The sequence below is a fragment of the Arsenicicoccus sp. UBA7492 genome, from assembly GCF_002479615.1.
GTDB lineage: Bacteria > Actinomycetota > Actinomycetes > Actinomycetales > Dermatophilaceae > Arsenicicoccus > Arsenicicoccus bolidensis.
Genome location: NZ_DLOE01000027.1, coordinates 1 through 20,222 on the forward strand (window position 1 = coordinate 1; position 20,222 = coordinate 20,222).

The 20,222-nt window shown below is 69.0% G+C and carries 19 protein-coding genes and 1 pseudogene; 10 read left to right on the forward strand and 10 right to left on the reverse strand.

The annotated features are described in order from the left end of the window. The first annotated feature begins 232 nt into the window (after positions 1-232). The 4 genes from B4E97_RS07510 (at position 233) to B4E97_RS07525 (ending at position 2,986) form a co-directional block, all read left to right on the forward strand. On the forward strand, positions 233-478 hold the full coding sequence (locus B4E97_RS07510; RefSeq protein WP_286959287.1) for a hypothetical protein: 246 nt from the start codon (positions 233-235) through the stop codon (positions 476-478). Between the two features lie 8 nt (positions 479-486). Beyond that, positions 487-1,194: an ABC transporter ATP-binding protein gene (locus tag B4E97_RS07515; protein ID WP_286959289.1), complete on the forward strand. Its 708-nt coding sequence runs from the start codon at positions 487-489 to the stop codon at positions 1,192-1,194. Between the two features lie 119 nt (positions 1,195-1,313). Then, a complete protein-coding gene (locus B4E97_RS07520; protein ID WP_156188118.1) occupies positions 1,314-2,441 on the forward strand; it encodes a hypothetical protein in 1,128 nt (375 codons plus the stop codon). Then, complete coding sequence (locus B4E97_RS07525) at positions 2,438-2,986, forward strand: hypothetical protein (protein ID WP_156188119.1); 549 nt, start codon at positions 2,438-2,440, stop codon at positions 2,984-2,986. Before B4E97_RS07520 ends, B4E97_RS07525 begins: the two co-directional genes overlap by 4 nt. Before the next feature lie 90 nt (positions 2,987-3,076). Here the strand turns inward: B4E97_RS07525 and B4E97_RS07530 are convergent, their stop codons facing one another. From B4E97_RS07530 to merA, 5 genes are all read right to left on the reverse strand, one after another. After that, the gene (locus B4E97_RS07530; protein WP_050347330.1) at positions 3,077-3,655 is read right to left on the reverse strand and encodes a recombinase family protein; all 579 of its coding nucleotides are present in this window, start codon (positions 3,653-3,655) and stop codon (positions 3,077-3,079) included. Positions 3,656-3,792: 137 nt separating this feature from the next. After that, positions 3,793-4,611: an AAA family ATPase gene (locus B4E97_RS07535; RefSeq protein ID WP_013882285.1), complete on the reverse strand. Its 819-nt coding sequence runs from the start codon at positions 4,609-4,611 to the stop codon at positions 3,793-3,795. Then, a complete protein-coding gene (locus B4E97_RS07540) occupies positions 4,608-6,017 on the reverse strand; it encodes a Mu transposase C-terminal domain-containing protein (RefSeq protein ID WP_013882286.1) in 1,410 nt (469 codons plus the stop codon). The genes B4E97_RS07535 and B4E97_RS07540 overlap by 4 nt, the downstream gene beginning before the upstream one ends. Positions 6,018-6,021: 4 nt before the next feature. Next, a complete protein-coding gene (locus B4E97_RS07545) occupies positions 6,022-6,621 on the reverse strand; it encodes a recombinase family protein (protein WP_048699889.1) in 600 nt (199 codons plus the stop codon). A gap of 372 nt (positions 6,622-6,993) precedes the next feature. Continuing rightward, the gene (gene merA / locus B4E97_RS07550) at positions 6,994-8,382 is read right to left on the reverse strand and encodes a mercury(II) reductase (RefSeq protein WP_048700091.1); all 1,389 of its coding nucleotides are present in this window, start codon (positions 8,380-8,382) and stop codon (positions 6,994-6,996) included. A gap of 98 nt (positions 8,383-8,480) precedes the next feature. Here merA and B4E97_RS07555 point away from each other — a divergent pair, with 98 nt between their 5' ends. Next, complete coding sequence (locus B4E97_RS07555; protein WP_019285885.1) at positions 8,481-8,870, forward strand: heavy metal-responsive transcriptional regulator; 390 nt, start codon at positions 8,481-8,483, stop codon at positions 8,868-8,870. A 114-nt stretch (positions 8,871-8,984) separates the two neighbouring features. On the opposite strand, the gene B4E97_RS07560 is transcribed toward B4E97_RS07555, so the two are convergent. After that, positions 8,985-9,578 (reverse strand): cadmium resistance transporter, encoded by a 594-nt coding sequence (locus B4E97_RS07560; protein WP_048700088.1) that lies wholly within the window; start codon positions 9,576-9,578, stop codon positions 8,985-8,987. A gap of 140 nt (positions 9,579-9,718) precedes the next feature. On the opposite strand from B4E97_RS07560, the gene B4E97_RS07565 reads away from it, so the two are divergent. Together B4E97_RS07565 and lnt are read left to right on the forward strand one after the other, a co-directional pair. Continuing rightward, positions 9,719-10,108: an ArsR/SmtB family transcription factor gene (locus tag B4E97_RS07565; protein ID WP_013882302.1), complete on the forward strand. Its 390-nt coding sequence runs from the start codon at positions 9,719-9,721 to the stop codon at positions 10,106-10,108. 85 nt (positions 10,109-10,193) lie between these two features. Continuing rightward, positions 10,194-12,281, forward strand: a complete 2,088-nt coding sequence (lnt, locus tag B4E97_RS07570; RefSeq protein ID WP_019285888.1) for an apolipoprotein N-acyltransferase — start codon at positions 10,194-10,196, stop codon at positions 12,279-12,281. A gap of 10 nt (positions 12,282-12,291) precedes the next feature. Here the strand turns inward: lnt and B4E97_RS07575 are convergent, their stop codons facing one another. Next, positions 12,292-13,284, reverse strand: coding sequence for a cytochrome c oxidase assembly protein (locus B4E97_RS07575; protein WP_019285889.1), 993 nt, complete (start codon positions 13,282-13,284; stop codon positions 12,292-12,294). A gap of 128 nt (positions 13,285-13,412) precedes the next feature. Between B4E97_RS07575 and B4E97_RS07580 the strand changes: the two genes are divergently transcribed. The 3 genes and pseudogenes from B4E97_RS07580 to B4E97_RS07590 all read left to right on the forward strand — a co-directional run. Continuing rightward, complete coding sequence (locus B4E97_RS07580) at positions 13,413-13,790, forward strand: ArsR/SmtB family transcription factor (RefSeq protein ID WP_013882290.1); 378 nt, start codon at positions 13,413-13,415, stop codon at positions 13,788-13,790. Then, entirely contained in the window at positions 13,790-14,704 is a 915-nt protein-coding gene (locus B4E97_RS07585; protein WP_013882289.1) for a cation diffusion facilitator family transporter, read from the forward strand. Before B4E97_RS07580 ends, B4E97_RS07585 begins: the two co-directional genes overlap by 1 nt. 776 nt (positions 14,705-15,480) lie before the next feature. Further along, positions 15,481-16,158, forward strand: a pseudogene (locus B4E97_RS07590) (IS110 family transposase); the annotation flags it as partial. On the opposite strand, the gene B4E97_RS07595 reads toward B4E97_RS07590, so the two are convergent. From B4E97_RS07595 to B4E97_RS07605, 3 genes are all read right to left on the reverse strand, one after another. Beyond that, on the reverse strand, positions 16,050-17,180 hold the full coding sequence (locus B4E97_RS07595; RefSeq protein ID WP_156188121.1) for a hypothetical protein: 1,131 nt from the start codon (positions 17,178-17,180) through the stop codon (positions 16,050-16,052). The pseudogene B4E97_RS07590 and the gene B4E97_RS07595 sit on opposite strands and share 109 nt — an antisense overlap. Before the next feature lie 50 nt (positions 17,181-17,230). Continuing rightward, complete coding sequence (locus tag B4E97_RS07600; protein ID WP_286959307.1) at positions 17,231-18,370, reverse strand: tyrosine-type recombinase/integrase; 1,140 nt, start codon at positions 18,368-18,370, stop codon at positions 17,231-17,233. A 592-nt stretch (positions 18,371-18,962) separates the two neighbouring features. Continuing rightward, positions 18,963-19,664 (reverse strand): hypothetical protein, encoded by a 702-nt coding sequence (locus tag B4E97_RS07605; RefSeq protein WP_156188123.1) that lies wholly within the window; start codon positions 19,662-19,664, stop codon positions 18,963-18,965. Between the last annotated feature and the right edge of the window lie 558 nt (positions 19,665-20,222).

Below are 20,222 nucleotides of genomic sequence, written 5' to 3' on the forward strand. Positions count from 1 at the left end.
TTCCGAACCTCCACCTCCGCATCGCCCGAGGCTTCCGCAACCGCCCCAACTGCCGCCTGCGCTGCCTGCTCAGCGCCGGCGGGCTCACCCCATAAACCCACCCCCAGGTCGGAAGGGCCACACAAGCAAGGTCGACTGGGGCAAGATCGGAGACCAGTACACTGGCCAGGCCTACGGCAACATCCAGAATGAGAACCAGACGACGCTCTACGTGGGGAACTGGCACCGGGCGGTGACCACCGGAACCTACAACTACGACGAGGCCTGGCCCACGTGGTACCTGGACGGCGGTGGAACGGACATCGATCCGGCCAAGGAGACGGGCCGTACTTCGTCCACAGCGTTCCAGTGGCAGGTGCTGCGCTTCCCGCTGGTGTCGACTGCCAGCAAGGTCCGAGCAACGATCCAGACCTGCCTGGACATCTCCTACCGCCCGGACTCCTGTAGCTCGCAGGCCGTTCCGTCCTTCACGTACTAGGTCGGACCTTGCTCGTTTTCGATCACGTCACTCAGCGCTTCGGGTCAACCGAGGCGCTGAGTGACGTCTCTCTGCGTCTCGAGGCCGCGGTGGTCGGCCTCGTCGGCGTGAACGGAGCCGGCAAGTCCACGCTCATGAAACTAGCCGTGGGCCAAATCGCCCCGACCAAGGGCTCGGTGGCGATCGATGGCACTGACCCCTTCAGCAGGCTGGGGCGTCTGGGCTACTGCCCCCAAGAGGCCGACCTTCCGGCGCACTTCACCTGCTCCGAGTTCTTGACATACCTCGGATGGCTGCGGAAGGTCCCCAAGAGGTCTCGAGCGACTCAAGCCAAAGAGGCGCTCCGGTCCGTCGACCTGGAGAGCCGCGCAAACGACCGGATCGCGCATTTGTCTGGTGGGATGCGCAGACGGCTCTTGATCGCCCAAGCGCTAATGGGCGAGCCGAATTGGGTGCTACTAGACGAACCGACCACAGGGCTTGATCCCGAGCAGCGAGCCTCGATCAGAAGCCTGCTCAGCGGCCTGAGCGTGAACTGCAACATCCTGGTAAGCAGTCACATCATCGAGGATGTAGCAGTGTTGGCAGATCATGTCGTCTTCCTGCACGACGGCCGGGTCTGTCACGAAGAGCCCTCACAACGCGGCCGGGATGCGGCTTCGCTAGAGCGCTTGTTTCTCGAAGCCATCATGCAGCAGCGAAGGGTAGCGACGTGAGGGCCGCGCTTCGTTCCCGCGTTGCGTGGGTCACTGCCCTAGCCGCTGTCATCACCTGCGCAACGGTTGCCTTGAATCGATCCGCTCAGTGGCGTGGGGAGTGGGGCCGCACCCTCGGGATGACCGAGTCGATTCTGGTCCTCCTCGGACCGGCCGTCGCTGCTGGATGCGCATTCGCATGTGCTCAGTTCCGAGGGCTGAACGAGGCTTTGGTACTGCCGACGGCAACGCGACGAACACAAGCCGTGCTAGCACCAGCCCTGGCGCCTGCTGCGGTCGGGCTGTTTGTGTGGCTCATCGTTTCGACAACGATGCTGGTTGTTACCGCCTCCTACTCTCCAACCGACACCGTCAATGTCGTCGCCGTCTGTCGCGCTCTGCCGCTGTACTGCTTCAACGCGGTCCTAGGAGTAGCGCTCGGCACCTTCTTGCGCCCTGTTCCAGCCAGTCTGGGCGCGGCTGCCGTGTCATACGGTTTGCTTATAGCCGTCACCCGGGACACACACCTTTCCTTCCTCGGCCCGTACGCCGTCACTGGCTCTGTAGCCCAGTGGGAACCCGATACGCGCGTCCTCTCCATGCACTTCGGGATGCTCATCCTGGTGAACTTGGGCTTGCTCTGGATCGTCAGCGGTACAAAGCAGAGGAGCCGCCTGCTTCTCGTCGCGACGGGATCCGTCGCACTTCTTGTGGTCGGTGGTTTGTCGCTCACCGAAGCCGCGCAGCGCACCATCTGGGTCCCGCGTGAGCCTCTGCAATACTCCTGTGAGGGTGACCCCATCCAAGTCTGTTTCGTGCTCGGAAATACCCGCCAAACCGGGCAGTGGGCTGTCGCTATCAACCGCGCCGCGCGACGCCTCGACGGACTAGGACTATCGGTTCCTTCTCGGTACCAGCAGTTTCCTCCAAATGGCGGGAGCCACAGTGTCGGCGTGCTTCAAGTCAGCACGCTCAACGTCAACTTCGATCCCCCCGACCCCACTGACGTGGTGTCGTCCATTGCTGGGCCATCAGACTGCGGGATGCTCGGCAACGGCGCTTGGCAGATCGTCAGAAGTATCTTGGCCGAGTGGCTGATGTCGCAGGTCGAACCTGGCTACCGCACTGGCGACCCCAGCCTGCAGGCTTGGATGAACATGACGACCAAGGAACAGCAGGCATCGTGGGCACGACGCACGCAGGCCCAACTACAGTCCTGCTCCGCTATGCCGTCGCTCCCATTCAAGCTGGACATGCCGAACCCATGATCGCGCTCAAGGCGCAAAAGCTGTCATTAGTGTTGGCTTCGATCGCACTACAGATCGTCGTATTGGGACTTGCAGGCCCAGAGATTGACCTGCCGTTGAGCAAGGTTCCGTTGCCCACCGTAGTGGCCTGGTGCCTGCCGGCGGCCCTCACCGTAGGCCTGTGCGTGGAGTCACATCTTGAGGGATGGAACTGGTTCAACCCAGTCAGGGTCGGTGGGCTGCAATCTCTCTGTGCTGCTACCGCCGCCCTCGCCTCCCTCGGCCTCTATCGGATTTTCGTAGCATCTTGGCCCAGTGAGCACGTCATAGCTCTGTGGTGGGCCTTCGCGGCGATTGGTTTAGTGAGCCGATTCTTCGTCGGCGAAGGCGCATGGTTTCTGACCTTGATCGTCTCTCTCGCATGCTTCTACGATCTGGCCACCCCGGACTCCATCATCTCGAACGTTTTGGACACCTCCGCTGGCACAGTAGCCGCACTCAGCATCTTTGTAGCATTCGTATGCTTTGGTTTACGCCTCGCCCCTGCCTTTAGCGTCAGGGTGTGAGTTATCAAGCACTCCTTTGGAGGACGTCGTCTCGGTCCGTGGTGTTGCGGTCTGGCGCTTTGATCCTCGCCTACTCGCCGCCCTGCTGGCTCAGGCGGTTCCTGCGCGTTGGATGGCGCGGTAGACGGTGGAGCGGCCGACGCTGAAGAGCTCAGCGAGGTCGGTGCTGGTGTGGGTGCCGTCGCGCCACAGCGTGACCAGGTGCTTCTCCTGGTTGGGGGTGAGTTTGGGCTGCTTGCCGCGCAGGCGGCCTTTGGCCTTGGCGACGGCCATGCCTTCTCGGGTCCGGGCGCGGGCGAGGTCGGCTTCGAATTCGGCGACCATGGCCAGCACGTTGAACAGGAGCCGTCCGACGGGGTCGGTGGGGTCGTGCAGGGAGCCGCCGAGGTTGAGCTTGACGCTGCGCGAGGTGAGCTCGTCGACGATGTCGCGGGCGTCGGGGACGGAACGGGCGAGCCGGTCAAGCTTGGTGACCACGAAGGTGTCGCCGGCGCGGCAGGCAGCTAGCGCCTCGCGCAGCCCGGGTCGGGCGCGGTTGGTGCCAGTGAGCCCGTGGTCGACGTAGATGCGGTTCGGGTCCACCCCCAGAGCGGTGAGAGCCTGACGCTGCGCGGTGAGGTCTTGGTCGGCAGTCGAGACCCGGGCGTATCCGATGCTTAAGGCAGCCATTCGCCCAGTGTCACCGGTTAGCCCCCGATGACCGGGCATTTTCGCGGGCGGGTTGTACGGGACGCGCCCGCGAGCACGGCTTGGTGTGTGACCTTCGCCGGTAGGTGGCGGCCTGCGGCAGCCGATTCCTGGCGGGCTCACTCGACCCCGATGACGAGGGTGCTCGCGGCGGCTTCGACGACGTCGTTGGTGATGGTCTGCAGCTCGTTGATTCTCAGTACGCGTTCGATCTGGGGGAAGAGTCGTTCCAGGAGGCGGAAGTTGCCGCGGGTGATGCGGCTGATCGCGGCGATGGCCTGGGCGTCGGTGAAGTCGTCGGGGTTGAGAGTCTTGCTGAGGGTGCGCCAGTGGCGTTGCAGGACGAAGAGGAGCTCGTCGTTGCTCAGGGGGCGGTACTGGTGGGCGAACCCGACGCGGCTGTAGAACTGGGGGTAGTGGCTGAACTGCTTCTCCAGGCCCGGCATGCCGATGAGGATCAGGGCGATCTGGTCGCGGTCGTAGCGGTCCCGTAGGAGCTCGAGCGCGGTGGGGCTGAGACGTTCGGACTCGTCGACGATGACGAGCTGGACGTAGTTGGTGGTGCGCCGGGCGCCGCCCCGGTCCACAGGGGCGCGGCCCGGGGCTTCAAGGTGCTGCTGGATGCAGATGCTGGTGCGCGTGATGATCCGGTCCAGGTCCTCGCGTAGCAGCCGCGGGGTGGTCAGGACCCCGGGGGTGTAGAGGGCGGTGCGGTTCTTGGCCAGGGCGGCGTAGACCTTGGCGTCGTCGTCGCTGCGTGGGCCCCAGGCGGTGACCAACTCGTGGGCTTGGTCCCAGTGGGCGTAGCGGCGGGCGGAGACCGTCTTGCCGACCCCGGCCGGTCCGAAGCACAGCCCGATGGTGCGCCCTCGCCGGACGGAGTCGGCGAACTCGGTGAAGCGGCGGTGCTCCTTGGTCACGATGAAGCGTTCGCTCACCGTAGGTCCTCCTTGTAGACCTTGAGCTTCACCGGGCCCGAGGCTGGGGTCCGTGGCGGCAGTGGCCTGGCACGGGGGTCGGTTGTGTGGGCGCCGACCATGGCGATCCGCTCGTTGATGCCTCGGCGCAGCGCGCGGCGGCGGGCGTTGCGGGCGGCCTGGACTTCCTTGAGGCTGATCTGGCGCCCGTGGTGGTCCTGGTCGACGGCGGCGCACAGGAACTGGTCGTGGTCGAAGACGCGGATCTCGGTGATGTCTCTGGGGTCGTAGCGGATGACCACGGGGCGCCCGACGAAGCCGGCGAGGGTCGGGGAGACGTAGCGCAGGCCCTGGAAGTGGACGCCGTCGCGGCGCACCGTTCTGGATCGGGCCACGCTGAGCAGCAGCCCGTCCAGAGCCTGGAGGCTGTCGGGGGTGCGTGGCAGCCACCCGTCGGCGATCCACGCCGCCCGCGGCGAGATGCCGAGCTCGCTGTGGGTGCGGTCGTTGTAGTCCAGGACGAACGCCCCGACCACGCCGTCCAGGTCGGCCAAGGACAGGGCCGGCGCCGGCCAGCGCCCGGCACCGTGGTGGAGGTGTCCGGGCAGGGTGGTGAGCAACTCGGTGTTGACGGTTCCAAAGAACCGCTCGACCTTGCCCCGCCCCTGTGGTCGGGCGACGGCGGAGTGGATTAGGCGGATGTGCAGGTCGACGGTGGTGCGGGCCAGGTGGTCGCTGGTGAAGTCCGACCCATGGTCGACGTAGAGCACCTCGGGGATCCCGCACATCGGCCACCGTGGGTCGCTCTTGTGCCAGATCGCCTGCCGTAACGCCAAGGCGGTGTTCATCGTGGCCGGCGCGCCGAAGAAGACCATGTACCCGCAGATCGCGCGCGAGCAGTCGTCCATGACGACGGTCAGCCACGGCCGGGCCGGCTTGCCATCCGTGCCGACGAGCACGATGTCCAGCAGGGTGTGGTCGGCCTGCCACATCGCGTTGGGCCGGTCCGCCGCCCGGCGCACCGCGAGCTCGTACTTGTCCCGGTAGGAGCCTGGTCCCTCAAGGGCGAGGGTGACCATGCCGGGGTCCAGGGCGGTGATGATCGAGCGGACGACGCCGTAGGACGGGACCGGCCAGTCGGCGCCGGCGCAGACCTTCACCACCGTCCGGTGGATCGCGGCGATTGGTGGGCGGGGCCGGGTCAGGCCCAGCCCTTCGATCAGCGTGACGAGTTCCGCCGGCAGACGGTGCCCGCCGACGTCCGCCCGCGGTGTCCGGTCCAGGGCGGCCAGGCCGCCTGCGCGGTAGCGGGCGTGCCAGCGTTCCAGCGTGCGCACACCCAGGCCGTGATGCCGGGCCAGCGCGGCGAGCGGGACCTGGTCCTCGACATGCAGCCGCAGGATCTGCCACCGCCCGCCCGCATCCACGTTGCTACACGGCGCTCGTGGCTCGTCGCGGCGAGGCCGGCGCAGCGGGTGGGCGGTTCAGTGCCCGGTAGATCGTGGTGCGGGAAACCCCGAGCACCTCACCGATCTGGGCGACCGTCATGTCCTTCTGCTCATACATCCGCCGGGCCGCCCGGACCTGGTCGCCGGACAGCGCCGAGGGGCGCCCACCGGTGCGGCCCCGTGCGCGGGCGGCCTCCAGGCCGGCGTTGGTCCGCTCCCGGATCAGGTCGCGCTCGAACTCGGCCAGGGCGGCGAAGACGTGGAAGACCAACCGTCCTCCTGGGGAGGTCGTGTCGATCGTCTCCTGCAGGGACCGGAACCCCACGCCGCGGTCGGATAGGACCTGCAGCTGGTCGATCAGGTGCCGGATCGACCGGCCCAGCCGATCCAGGCGCCACACCACCAGGGTGTCCCCTGGACGCAGCTGGTCGAGCAGCTTGTCCAGCTCGGGGCGCTGCTGCAGCGATCCGGAGATCGTGTCGACGAACACCCGGTAGCACCCCGCCCGATTCAGGGCGTCGATCTGCAACGCCGCGTCCTGATCAGCGGTGGACACGCGCGCGTACCCCAGCAGATGCCCCACCGGTCGAGCGTAGCGAAACTCATCCCCACCGGGAAGTTCCGAACCGTAGATTTCGGCACTGAGTTCCGCTACACGATCCGGGTCGATGTCAGACCTCACCGGAATCTCGACTCCGGTGTAGCGGAAACGTTCGTTTCCGGCGATGGCGTGAGACGGTCGGCGGCAGCGCCTGGTTCGGCTCAGCGCGGAACGGCGGGCGGCCCAGAGCGCCCAGCCGCCGCCAGGTGTAGAACCGGGCGTGTGGCTGAGCTCGGCGGCATGGGGCCGAAGCTGGCCACAGCATCCGGGTCGCGAGCGACAGTGCCGGGTTTGGTGCGGTCAGCACATAGCGCGGCCGGAATGACAGCGGGGGCGTCGAGGGCGCTGGACCGGTCAGGCGCAGCAGGACGTCGGCAAATGGTTGCGGAACAGCCCTGCGGCGATCCGCAGGCTCTCGGCCATGGTCAGGTAGGGCGCCCAGGTGTCTGCGAGGTCGTCGACCGTCATGCCGGTTCTGATGGCGTAGGTCGCGGCGAGCATGATCTCGCCGGCACCGTCGGCGAGGGCGTGCACCCCCAGGACCTTGCCTGTTGTGGCGTCGGCGACGATCTTCACGGCCCCTCGGGTGTCGCGGTTGACCAGGGCGCGCGGGACCTCTGAGAGGTTCAGTACTCGGGACCTGCAGTCGTGGCCGCGCTCGAGGGTCTCCTTCTCGCTCAGCCCGGCCGAGGCGAGCTGGGGGTTGGTGAAGACCACGGTGGGCAGGCCGGTGTAGTCGACCCGCGCCCCAGGACCGTCCGGGCCGGTCAGTGCGTTGGTGGCGGCGGCGCGGCCTGCGGCGGCGGCGACGTAGACGTACTGCGGGGCACCGGACACGTCGCCTGCGGCGTAGACGCGCGGGTTGGTCGTGCGCTGGAACTCATCCGTGACGACGAAACCCCGCTCGTCGACGTCGACGCCGGCTGCGGCGAGCCCCAGCCCGTCGGTGCGGGCCGTGCGACCGGTGGCGATCAGCAGCCGTTCTGCGCGGACGGCAGCACCCGAGGCGGCCCGTACGACGACCTCGCCTCCGTCGACCGAGACGGCGACGGCGTGCTCCTCGAGGACACCGATGCCGTCCTCGGCAAAGACCGCACGCAGGCGTTCGGCCAGCTCCGGCTCGGCCCGGGGGGCCACGCGCCCGACCAGGGACACCCTCGCACCGAGACGGGCCAAGAGCTGCGCCTGCTCGAGCCCGACGTAGCCGCCACCGATCACCACCAGGGACCTCGGCACCTGCTCGAGTTCCATGGCCGTCGTCGACGTCAACCAGTCCACGCTGTCCAGACCCGCCAGCTCGGGCACCGCCGGCGCGGCCCCGGTGGCCACCACGTACGCCTGGGCGCGCAGCGGCTCGCCGTCGACCGCGAGCGTGTCGCGATCGAGGAACCTGGCGTGCCCAGGCACGACCTCGAACGCATAGGCGGCGGCGACGTGGGCGTACTTCGTACTGCGCATGCGCTCGACGAGCTCGTCCTTCTGGTGAACCAGCGCTCGTAGGTCTACGCCACCTGCGGACGTGGGAGCGCCGTCGAAGGGATTGGTCAGGGCGGAGTGTCGGGCGCCGGCGGCCGCCAGGAGCGTCTTGGACGGCACGCAGCCGATGTTCACGCAGGTCCCACCGAGAACGCCGCGCTCGATCAGGACCACGGTGTGCCCAGTCTGCCGAGCGGTGATCGCAGCCGCCATCGCCGCACCACCGGAGCCGACCACCGCCAGGTCCACGTCATAGCCCGCGCTCATGCCAGATCCCTTCGTCGTCGGTCCTGCTCCAGGCGCCAGCCTGGACCTTCTAGCGCACTGGAAGGTCAAGGCCGGTAGGCTCGGCAGCTGGAGGCGATGTGCGTATCGGAGAGCTGGCCCAGGCGAGCGGCACCACGACCAAGACGCTGCGCTACTACGAACAGGCAGGGCTCCTCCCGGCGCCCGAGCGCACCACCACCGGCTACCGCGACTACGAGCCCGCGACCCTCCAGCGACTGAACTTCATCCGCCGTGGTCAGGCCGCCGGCCTGACCCTGGCGCAGATCCGAGAGGTGCTGCACGTACGAGACGCCGGTGCGGCGCCCTGCCACCACGTCCGCCAGCTGCTCGACAGCCGCGTCCACCAGCTCGACCGCCAGATCGCGGACCTTCAGGCGCTGCGCGAGAACGTCACCGAGCTGCGAGACGCCGCCGCCGCACCTGACCCCGGGGCCTGCGACCCGACCGACGTCTGTCGGTACCTCTGAGCCGCGACCGCCGTCCGCGCATCGGCAGCAGGCCAGGGGGCGGCCGAGAACCGTGACCGGCAATCGCCCGCCGACGATGACCTTCTCCGCCGCCACCGGGAACGGCCAACGGCTCTACAGCCCGAAGGCGCCGCCCTCGAGGAGGATGACGATGCCCAGTCCGATCAGGACGAGGGGGAACAGGACGTGTTCCCAGCGTTCGAGGACTTCGGCGATGGGTCGTCGGGTGGCGACGTACCTGGCGGCCAGGACGAGCACGGCGACCAGGGCGAGGAACACGACGGCGTTCGCGGCGGTCGCGGCGGGGCCGACGGTGAGGAAGACCGGGACGTAGACGCCGATGTTGTCGCCGCCGTTGGCGAAGGTGACCGCTGCGACGGTCCAGACGGCGACGGCCTTGCCCGGGTCGTCACCGTCGTCGTCGCGGCCACGCCAGGCCCGCCAGGCGGCGTAGAGGCCCAGGAGCAGGGGTATGAGTCCGAAGTAGGCGATGGCGTCTTCAGGCAGGAAGGCGTTGGCGCCGAGTGCGACCAGGACGGAGGCGATGAGGATGGCGCCGAAGCCGAGGTACTGCCCGGCGATGATCTCGGCGGTGGTGCCTGGGGCGCCGGTGCCGCGGGCGAATAACAGTGAGAGCACGATGATGTCGTCGATGTTGGTCACGAGGAACAGACCGACGGCCTGCAGGACGGCTACGGCCAAGTCCATCGAGGGGCCTTTCGGTTGGTTGCGGTGCGAGGCCCGCGCGCTACTCGCGGCTGTGGCCGGGGCGGCCGATAGATCGGACACAGCAGCCTCCAGAGCCCGACCGGGTCGAACCCACACCCGATAGGCGCTAGCATCGACCCATGCCGATGATCACCGCAAGTCCTGATGTAAGTGGCCGGGCCGAGCTCGCGCCCGCAGGGGCGTTGTTCCGAGGCCTGGGCGACCCGACGCGCCTGGCGCTGGTGCGCCGCCTGGCGAGGGGCGAGGCGCGGGTCGTGGACCTGTGCACCGAGCTGGGCCTGAGCCAGTCCACCGTGTCCTCACACCTGGCCTGCCTGCGGGACTGCGGGTTGGTCGACTACCGCGCGCAGGGACGCGCGTCGGTCTACCACCTGACCCGCCCGGAGCTGATGGACCTTCTCGCTGTGGCCGAGGGCCTGCTGGCCGCGACCGGCAACGCTGTGGCCTTGTGCCCCACCTACGCAAGTCCCACCACCTCTGACCCGATCGCCAAGGAGAGTGCACGATGAGCGACGCCTGCGGCTGCAGCGACGACGAGACCACCCCCGGCGGCGAGGAAGCCGAGGAGCACGAGGCCGAGCGGCTGCGGTCGGTGTGGTCGCCTGGCGGACCGGCGCCGCTCTTTCGCGCGGGCGGTTGCCTGCCCTCGCCCTGGTCCTGGGTGGGGCGATCGCGAACGTCGTGGACCGGGCTGGGGACGGGGTGGTCACCGACTACCTGCACAGCGGGTGGTTCCCGACCTTCAACATCGCCGACACCGCGATCGTCACCGGCGTCGCTTTGCTGGTGCTTCGTGTCCGCGCCGGGTCGCCCCGGCAGGAGGTCGAGCGCGTGAATGCGCGACGCCGCAACGGTGGCGCCTCATTGCCTGGCCTCATGCCGCCGGGGCTGGTGCTGGTCGGAGCAGGCGTGGGTGGCTGGGCGACGAGTCTCGCGTTTCCTGACCGGGGATGGTGGCCGCTGGCCTACGCCGGCATGGCGTGCCTGCTGCTCGCGATGCGCGGCGCGTCACTGGTCCGCGCCGCAGGCATCGGCCTGGTCTGGGGGCTGGCCTTCTTCTTGCCGCTGGTCCACTGGGCAGTGCAGGCCACCGGATCGGCGCTCCCGTGGGTCGCGCTCAGCGTGTTCCAGGCGCTGTACGTCGCCGGCTTCGGCGCGCTGTGGACCTACGCGCGCAGGGCCGTCTGGCTCACCGGTCGCCCGCTGGCCCAGGCGGTCACCGCAGCCGTGCTGTGGGTCGCCATCGAGCAGGTCCGCGGCTCCTGGCCTTTCGGGGGCTTCCCGTGGGGCTTCCTGGCGTTCTCCCAGACCGAGGCGCCCCTGCTACGTCTCGCGCCCTACGGAGGGGAGGTCCTGGTCTCCGCGTTCGTCGCCGTGACGGGGGCGCTGATCGCGCTGGCGCTGCAGTACCTGCGCCGCACCGCGGTTATCGCCGCGACTCGGGCGCTGCTCGCCGCGGTGCTCCTGGCCGGCGCCCCGGGCCGGCTTCCCCTGACAGCCGGCCCGGAGAACGGCTCACTGCTGGTCGGCGCCGTCCAGGGCAACGTCCCGCAGCAGGGCGCCGACTGGGCCGAGCAGGCCCGCGACGTCACGGCCAACCACGCCCAAGGCACCGAGCGGCTCGCGGCGACCGCCGGAAGGCGCAAGCTGGACCTGGTGGTGTGGCCGGAGAGTGCCGCCGACATCGACCCCCGCACCGACCTGGCGCAGGCTTCGACCGTGGACCGCGCCGCCGCAGCGGTCGGCGCCCCACTGCTGCTGGGAACCCAGCGGTTCCCCGACGGGCAGGACATCCGCTACAACGAGATCATTTCCTGGACCGCCGGTGCGGGGAGTGGCGACGCCTACGCCAAGCAGCACCCGGTCCCCTTCGGGGAGTACGTCCCCTTCCGCGCATTCTTCCGCCAGCTCACTCCGCTCGTCGACCGGGTCGCCACGGACATGGCAGCCGGCGGCGACCCCGCCGTCATGGACGTGTGGATCGACGCGCTCGGACGTGACGTGCGCCTGGCCACCGGGATCTGCTTCGAGGTCGCCTACGCAGACCTCATCCGCGAAGGGGTCCTCGACGGGGCAGAGCTGATCGTCATCCCGACCAACAACGCCTCGTTCGGGCGCACCCCGGAGTCGACCCAGCAGCTGGCGATGTCCCGCTTCCGGGCGGTGGAGCACGGCAGGTCGACCGTCCAGGTCTCCACCGTGGGCGTCAGCGCGATGATCATGCCGGACGGGACGGTCGTGGCGCGGACCGGTCTGTTCACCGATGAGGAGCTCATCGCCTCGCTCCCGCTGCGCACCACGCTCACCCCGGCGGCGCGACTGGGCACCACGCCGCAGACGGCCGTCTACGTCCTGGCGGCGGCCGCTGTCGTCAGCGGTGCGCTGGCAGGCAGTCGACGACCCGGCCGCGACCGCAGCCGCCGCCCCTTCCCGCGGCGGCTCCGCGCGGCCGACGACCACGCCCCGACGCTGCGGGTGCGGGCCCAGCGGGTGCGAGCCCTGCGGGTGCCGGGCCGGGTGTGGGTCACCCGCGTGTGGCCCTCGTGGCTGGAGTGGCGCCTGATCGTCGGGTTCCTCGTGCTGATGGCCGTCGCGGCCTACACCGGGATACGGCTCGGCCAGGACATCGTCGAGAAGACCACCACCGCGGTGTCGACAACGTCCGATGCTGCGGTCCCGTGAGGCTCGACCATCACGGTTGTGCAGGTGGCGCCCCCGAGGGCCGCGAGCCGTTCAAGCGCGCGAGGTAGGCGTTGTACTGCTCGAGCTCGGCGTCGGCGCCGCCGTCGCGGTCGATCTGCCGGTCTCGGGCGGTGGAGCGCTCGGTGTCGTTGCGCTGCCACCTGCTGGCGATCAGCAGGAGCATCAGCAGTCCCGGCGCCTCCCCGTAGGACCAGGCCAGCCCACCGGCCAGCTGCTGGTCGCGCAGGGGATCGATCCCCCAGCCGGCCGGCGGCGCGGCGAACAGCGGGACCATCGGCGCGGTGGCCATCATCACGATCACCCCGAAGAACGCGTGCAGGGGCATCTCCAGCAGCAGGTCCAGTGCCCGGCCGTGATGGGTCTGCCGGATAGGCAACGGGTCGGTGGACAGCACCGGCACGGTGAACAGCAGACCGGCCACCAGGAACCCCACCTCCAGGGCGAGGTGCCCGGTCCAGGTGCGCAGCAGCGGGTCGGCGAGCTCGGCCAGGTACAGCCCGTAGAACGCCAGCAGGAACAACGGCACCATCACCGCCGGGTGCAGCACCACCCGACTGACCCGGCTGCGCAGGGCCCGCCGCGCCGTGACCAGCACCACCGTGCCCACCCCCCGGTGCGGGGTCGCGCGCAGCAGCAACGTGCCGGGCCGCCCCAGCACCAGCAGCGGTGGGACGAGCATCATCAACGTCAGCTGCTGGAACATGAACGCCGAGAACAGCCGCAACCCGTACCCCTCGATGCCCGCACCGGTCACCAGCGCCAGCACCACACAGCCCACCGTGAACGAGATGGTCGCACCGATCGACCAGCGCCGACCCCGCAGCCACAGCCGGCACGCGCCCGCCAGGTACAGCACCAGCAGCACCACCGCCAGCACCGGAAGGACCGGCACGGGCTGCAGCGTCGGTGCCAGCATCGTCTCCAGGGACGCCGGTGCGGTCGGCAGCCACACCGGCCCCGTAACGCCCGGGTCGTCCTGCATACGTTCCTCCCCGCCTGCGTCCCTGACAGCGACATGGGTCTGAAGACCGATCGACCGGTTGCGACCCCACGGCGATCGCAGCGCTAGGGTGACGTTATCTGAAGATCCGCGTAGATGAGGAGATGCCCATGGGTCGGGTCCTGCCGTTGGACGGCTGCGTCGGTGATGATCCCCTGTCGCAGCGCGTGGCGCTGGTCCGCGCCAGCGTCCCGGACGACGCCGAGGCAGGGACGCTGGCCGAGCTGTTCCGGTTGCTCGGTGACGTACGGCGCACCAAGATCCTCTACGCGCTGCTGGAGGCCGGTGAGCTGTGCGTGTGCGACATCTCCGCAGCGGTGCAGGTCCCAGAGGCGTCGGTGTCCCAGACGATGCGTCTACTGCGGGCCTCGGGGGTGGTGGGCAACCGGCGAGAGGGCCGCCGGGTGTACTACCGGTTGGCCGATACCCACGTGCGGATGCTGCTGGACGTGTGCCGCGAGCACACCGGACACGAAGGGATCCGCTGATGGGCGCCGGGCACGCTCACGCCCCCGTCGCTGAGCACGCCGGCGGGCGCTACCGCCGCCGCCTCGCCGCAGCGTTCTTCCTGACCGCGACGTTCTTCGCCGTCGAGCTGGCAGCGGGGCTGATCTCCGGCTCGCTCGCGCTGATCTCCGACGCCGGGCACATGGCCGCCGACGTCGTGGCCCTGGGGGCGTCCCTGCTCGCCACCCGGATCGCCACCCGCCCCGACCCCACCGGAAGAAGAACCTACGGCTCGTACCGCGCGGAAGTCTTCGCTTCCGGCCTGACCGTGCTGATCATGCTCGGCGTCGGGGTGTACGTGGTGGTCGAGGCGATCAGCCGGATCGGCGAGGACCCGTCCCTACCCTCGGGCGTGATGCTCGCGGTCGGTTTCGTGGGCCTGGTGATCAACCTTGTCTCCATGCTGCTGCTGCGCAGCGGGTCCAAGGACAGCCTCAACGTCCGGGGCGCCTACTTCGAAGTGGTGGCCGACGCTGCCGGCTCCGTCGGTGTCATGGTCGCCGGTGTTCTGATCATCGCCACCGGGCGACCGGTCTGGGACCTCGTCGTCGCCCTGGCGATCGCCATCTTCGTCATCGTGCGTGCCGTCACCCTGGGGCGGCAGGTCGTCGCGGTACTCGGCCAGCACGCACCCGCCGGCATCGACCCGGAGGCCGTCAGCCGAGAGCTGAGCGCCGTGCCCGGCGTGAGCGCCATCCACGACCTGCACCTGTGGGTGCTGACCTCCGGGATGAACGTCGCCACCGCTCACCTCGTCGCGAGCAGCGGATCGGATCACGCCGCGGTCCTGGCCGCCGCGCGGGACATCCTGCGGGATCGCTTCGGCATCGCCCACGCCACGCTCCAGGTGGAGACGGCCCAGCAGCAGCACGAGTGCTCAGACCTGACCTGGTAGCCGCTCAGTCCCTCGACACCTCCGCCGAGCGCTTGGGGGGCCCCTGGTTGCTGGGTGCGCCCAGGGGCGGTGGCATCGGCGCGCCGGGCCAGGCGTGCGAGCATCGCGTTGTAGGCGGCCAGGTCGGTGTCGCCCCTTCGTCGGCACGCTCGGGCGACGGCTCAGATGTGCTCGCGCTTTCAGGCGCCGCCTCAACGGTGAAGCGGAAGGTCCCGTCGACAGGGTGGCCGTCACCGGACACGGAGCGCAAGCGACCTGGAAGTCCCCGGCCGGGAGGCCATCGCCAAGGCGCTGGGTAACAGTGGCGCCGGACACCGTCGTGGCTCCGTCGCCCCACTCCTGCCCGTCAGGTCCGTTCACCGCGACGACGGCACCCACGGCCAGCTGGTCAGCGGATCGAACGCCCGGCCAGCCCACCGCCACTTAGTCCCGGCAGGAGCCCGCCAACTTCCGCCGGGAGTCACAGGCTTGGTGCGCCGCCGGCTGCGGAGGAGGGGTCCCGTTGGAGGGTCCCCTTTCGAAACAACCTCGCTGCCTTGTCGGAGGTCGCCGCTAGCCTCGGTCTCAGTGTCAGGGTGACAGCACCGCTCACGCGGTGGTTGGGTCCTGATCATTGGTCGTCTGGCTCATAGCCTCGGTGCCGCCCCCGGGTTGGCGTTCATGCGTTTTGCCGGCGACCGGTGTGACGGACCGGCCGGCGTGACTTGATAGGAGCGTGGCATCGCCCCCACTGAGATGTGTCCGCCGACCGGCCCAACCGTCCAGTCACTGATCAGGTGAAGGAGGCAACCACCATGGTTGTTGTTGGCGCTGACGTACACAAGCGGACGCACACGTTCGTCGCTGTCGACGCGGTCGGCAAGCAGGTCGGGCAGCTGACGGTCGCGGCCACCACGGCCGGGCATCTGAAGGCGTTGGGGTGGGCCCGGCAGCAGTTCGGCGAGGAGCTGACCTGGGCGATCGAGGACTGCCGGCACCTGTCCGCGCGGCTGGAGCGAGACCTGCTCGGCGCCGGGCAGGCGGTGGTGCGGGTCCCGCCGAAGATGATGGCCGAGCAGCGCCGGGTCGCGCGCACCCGGGGCAAGTCGGACCCGATCGACGCGCTGGCGGTCGCGCGCGCGTTCCTGCGCGAACCGGAGCTGCCGGTGGCCTCGCACGACAAGGCCTCCCGGGAGGCGAAGCTGCTGGTCGACCGGCGAGAAGCGTTGGTGAACACCCGGACCCGCACGATCAACAGCCTGCTGTGGCGGGTGCACGAGCTGGACCCGGCCCACGCTCCCAAGCCGCGGTCGCTAGACCTGGCCAAGCACCAGCAGGCGCTGCACGCCTGGCTGCTGACCGTGGCTCAGGGCGCGGCTGGCGTGGACGAGGTGCGTGGCCTCGTCGCTGAGATGGCGCTGGACGAGCTCGAGGACATCATCGCGCTGACCGCGCGGATCAAGCGCGCCCAGCGGGCGGGGTCCTCGTGGGCCCAGTGGGAGATGTCGGAATAGAAGCACCGGACCCGGGCGAGCAGCTGGGCCCAGTCCTTTCGCGGTTTCCCGTTCGAGAGGGTCGCGACCCGGGTGCGCCAGGCGGTGGCCTGCTCCGAGGTCAGCCGCAAGGTGGCGATGCCGCGGTGGTGGGCCTGGATGTCGCACCAGAACTTCCCGAGCAGGTGGATGGCGATGCCGTTGAGGGTGGAGTAGTCGGTTTCGGTGCACCGCTCGGTGAGGTACTCCACGAACACGGCACGGATGTCGGGGTCCTCGATGTTGTACCGGGCCACCAGCTGCTCGGGCGTCAGGGGAGGGGCGCTGGTGACCTGCAGCATGTAGTCCGGTTCCCCGGGGAGCAGCCCCGCGCGGCGGGCGTACTCCCAGGTGGTGTGCATGCGGTGACCCACCCGCTGGCGGTCCATCAGCTCGCGCCGGGCGCTGATGAAGTCAGCGCCAGTCAGCTCGGTCAGGGACCGTCCGGTGACCAGGCACAGGTTGACCAGGTTGGTCCGTACCCGCCAGGTCGTCTGGTCGGGGTGGGGGGCCTGCGCGGTCATGGCCGCGACGTGGGCGAACAGGTCGGTGTCGTGGACCTCGACGAAGTCGGTCCAGAGTCGTTCCCGCCGGCTTTCCATGATCCACACGTGGCTGGGGCGGACCGCCTTGAGCACGAGGACGGCGTTGAGGGCGTACCTGATCTCTGACCGCAGGGCCGGTCGGCCGAAGCCGGCGGCTTCATACCAGGCGGTCCCGCGCACCCCAGCGGACTCACTTGCCTCCCACCGCTGGCGCCATGTCGTGCCCGGGTGGCCTTCGAGCCAGTCCAGCAGCCGGCTCGTCGCACGCGTAGCCGAGCCATCACGGGTGGCGCGAGGCAACTGCGGTGTCACCGGGCGCCAGTGGCAGATCAGGCTCACCATCAACGGCTCCAGCACCGACCGGGCAGCCGACCCCAGGTCCTGCCCGGTGGCCGCCAACTGGACCTGAGTGAACGTCATCGGCTGCAGCGGGGGGTTGTTTGGCCTGCCGCCCTTCGCCAAGTGCGTGGTCACAGCGTCACGCCCGGGAAAAGGGTGTGCAGGTCGCTGGCGGCGTAGCCCGGCGCGGGCCGGGCCGCGGCTGGCGCCGGTCGGCTCAGATGCCGATGCAGGGAGGCGACGAGCTCATCGAGCCGGGCCGCCGAGTACGCCTGCAAGGTATCCATGTTGCGATGCCGCAGCAGCATTTGGACATCGGTCAGCGTCATCCGCTCGTCGGCCAGCAGACGGTGAGCGAAGGTGTGACGGAAGTCGTGCCACGTCAGGTTCGCGCCGAGCTTCGCGTTGGCCCGCTCCAGGACCTGCCGCAGAGTGAAGTACGTCAACGGTCGAGGCGGGTTGCCGAACGTCATCCACAGCGGCTGGTCGCCCATGCCTACATCGAACCCAGAGCGGACGTGACCGGCGAGGTACCGGGCGATCCACACGAACGACTCCGGCGCGGCAGGCACCCACACCCGCAGACCGGCCTGCCCCTTACCGACCACGCTCAACACGCCCTCGCCGGCGTTGACGCCATGGCGTGTCATCGACAGCAGCTCCGAGGCCCGCACCCCGGAGGACAGCGTCACCGCCACCAACGCCCGATCACGGTCATTCCCCAACACCGAGAACAGCTCCTGCAGCAGCGGCTCCCCAATGGACCGCGGTTGGATCCGCGGCTGCCGCTGCCGGTAGGTGCCGCGCCGAGGCAGCCCAGACCTGGCCCCGACCCGGCGAGACGGCCCGGTTCGACCCCGCGCTGAGGACCGCGGGACAGGATTGGCCAGCGGGCCCAGCCCGGCAGCGACCGCGAACTCATAGAACGACGAGATCACCGTCAACGCGTGGTTGATCGTCCGGGGCGCGTACCCCGCCGGAAGATACGCCTTGCCCGTGACCGCGTTGATCGATCCCGCCGCCGGCCGCGACGTCGACCGCTCGCCCGAAGAAGAACTCTCCTCCGACACGGACGCAGCCGGGTCCGCGGCCCGGCGCCGCTGGCCGTTCGGGGCGCCCTGCAGCCACAGGACGAAGTCGCGCACCTCCTCACGGAAGGCCTCCCGCCAGGGGACCTCCACAGCCAGGCAGAACCGCCACCACCGGAGCAGGTCATACGCGTACGAACGGCGGGTTGCCACCGACGCGCCCGTCGCCGCGATGTCGATCAAGAAGGCCGTGATCTCCTTAACCGGGCGACCTGCCGCGTCGACCACCTGCCACCCCACACCAGGGGCCGCCACCACTGCCCCCGAACGCGGCAGAACCAACCGTGCAACGTCCCGCCCAGCTCGCGCCGCAGCCATGAAGCCAACCTTCCATCGCAGCAGCCAAGCGCCCGTTCGCAACGCCGCTGTGGGTGCAGTCAACAGGTGAGCTCGCCGAGCTCACCGGCCGCAGCCAGACAGCGATCCGTCGCGCCCTAGAGCAAGGGGGAGTGTCGACCCGCGGCGCAGGAGCACCGCTCGTCGATGAACCCAAGCGCCGGCGACGAGCATAAAGAGACACCCCTGCCCGAGCGCCCCAGGTCGCGGCCACGCGACGATGAGAAGAGGAAGGGCCACGGAGACAACTGGCCCTCGCGCTCAAGGCTGGGATCGCTCGACCCCCTCTGGACACTGAGCTAACCAGGATTTAAGACCGGGTCTCATCGAGATATATCTCCATGAGATTGGGCGCTACCAAGAAAACTTGGTAATGTGTCTCTCAGCAAAGGCTTCGGCTCCCCGCGATGCGTGTGAGTCAGGTTGGCCCCCGGTGTAGCTACGGCAGCCGGGGGTTTGCTGTATCTCCGGCGAAGGTGGTCACCGTTGCGAGCCGCTCGACCTCGTCGAAGAGTGCGGTCCCACGGCCCAACAGCCGCTGACGATAGGCCGAGCAGACCAGGTCAGGCAGCCACAGCAAGTGGTCGGTGCCGGGAGAGACGTGCAGGAGCTGCGCAGTCGGGTCGATGCGCTTGTCCTGGATCAACTGCGCGCGGGTCCGGCGATCGTTGTTGTTCTGCCGGGCGGTTCGGCGCTCCTCCATGATCATGAGGCCGACCGGGTCGTGAGTCCCCCCGGTTGCATGGAACAGGGACTCCAGCAGGAGGCCGAGGCACTCTTGCCTGGCCTCCTCGCCGTCTGTGTCATCCGGATCCACGTCGGTCCGGTGGATGATGACGCACGCTTCGTGGACCTCGTCCAGGCACTGGAGCAGATCGAGCGCTTGATCCTGGCCCTCGTCAGAGCGCAGGACATCGGTGGTGTGCCAGTACCCACTCTCCACGCGCTCGTCGAGGTCACTACGCAACCCGTCGCGGTCCTTGGCCGAGACGACGACCGCGCCCATGACGTAAAAGTTCAGCTGCCCCTGCTGAGCGGAGTAGGTCTCGTCAATGAAGGCCACCGGCTGTTGGCCGACGCGCTCGTAATGAGTCTCGACGACCGATCGCTGACCGGGCGTCGCCGGGGGAGGAGGTGTCATCGTCTGGCCTCAGACCCGACCAAGCACCCGTAGCGCGACCAAGAATCGGTCGCGCGGATGAAGGCGGGTAAGGAACGCATGTCGGGATTGTCCCACTAGGCACCGACACGACAAGGCGACGAACCGCGGAGAGCCCCAAGGCGGCTGCCGACGACGTTGGACGACACCCTGGCCAGCGGCCGGCCAGGTGCAGGCCTGCACGACCGCACCAAACACAACCGAGGCCATCAACGCCAGAGGCGCCTCACCGCCACGTCTGGTACCTCCCCTCCGGGTCGCGACTAGCCACCCATCACCGACAGGCCGACCCCGGCGGACCCAGCGACGAACAACGGGCCCAATAGGCCACAAGCAGGCCTGCTCAGCCGGCTGACGGACACCCTCCGCTTCGCTCCGGGCGCCGCTGTCTTTTCCCCTCCACCTCCGGGGCATTTCATGGTCGCGGCCCCGCTGGCGTGCGCAACGTCGGCTCGGCTCCGCCTCGGCCCCTCCAACCGAAGACTTTGGGTCGGCGCTCCTTCGTCGCTTATCTCCTCCCCAAACTCTTCGGCTTCCGGG

Coding starts and splice junctions, on each gene's coding strand:
- B4E97_RS07580 (WP_013882290.1), top strand. CDS start 13,413: ATGGGTCGGGTCCTGCCGTTGGACGGCTGCGTCGGTGATGATCCCCTG.
- B4E97_RS07585 (WP_013882289.1), top strand. CDS start 13,790: ATGGGCGCCGGGCACGCTCACGCCCCCGTCGCTGAGCACGCCGGCGGG.
- B4E97_RS07595 (WP_156188121.1), bottom strand. CDS start 17,180: ATGACGTTCACTCAGGTCCAGTTGGCGGCCACCGGGCAGGACCTGGGG.
- B4E97_RS07565 (WP_013882302.1), top strand. CDS start 9,719: ATGCCGATGATCACCGCAAGTCCTGATGTAAGTGGCCGGGCCGAGCTC.
- B4E97_RS07525 (WP_156188119.1), top strand. CDS start 2,438: ATGATCGCGCTCAAGGCGCAAAAGCTGTCATTAGTGTTGGCTTCGATC.
- B4E97_RS07530 (WP_050347330.1), bottom strand. CDS start 3,655: ATGGCTGCCTTAAGCATCGGATACGCCCGGGTCTCGACTGCCGACCAA.
- B4E97_RS07605 (WP_156188123.1), bottom strand. CDS start 19,664: ATGACACCTCCTCCCCCGGCGACGCCCGGTCAGCGATCGGTCGTCGAG.
- B4E97_RS07575 (WP_019285889.1), bottom strand. CDS start 13,284: ATGCAGGACGACCCGGGCGTTACGGGGCCGGTGTGGCTGCCGACCGCA.
- B4E97_RS07560 (WP_048700088.1), bottom strand. CDS start 9,578: ATGGACTTGGCCGTAGCCGTCCTGCAGGCCGTCGGTCTGTTCCTCGTG.
- merA (WP_048700091.1), bottom strand. CDS start 8,382: ATGAGCGCGGGCTATGACGTGGACCTGGCGGTGGTCGGCTCCGGTGGT.
- B4E97_RS07520 (WP_156188118.1), top strand. CDS start 1,314: ATGACCGAGTCGATTCTGGTCCTCCTCGGACCGGCCGTCGCTGCTGGA.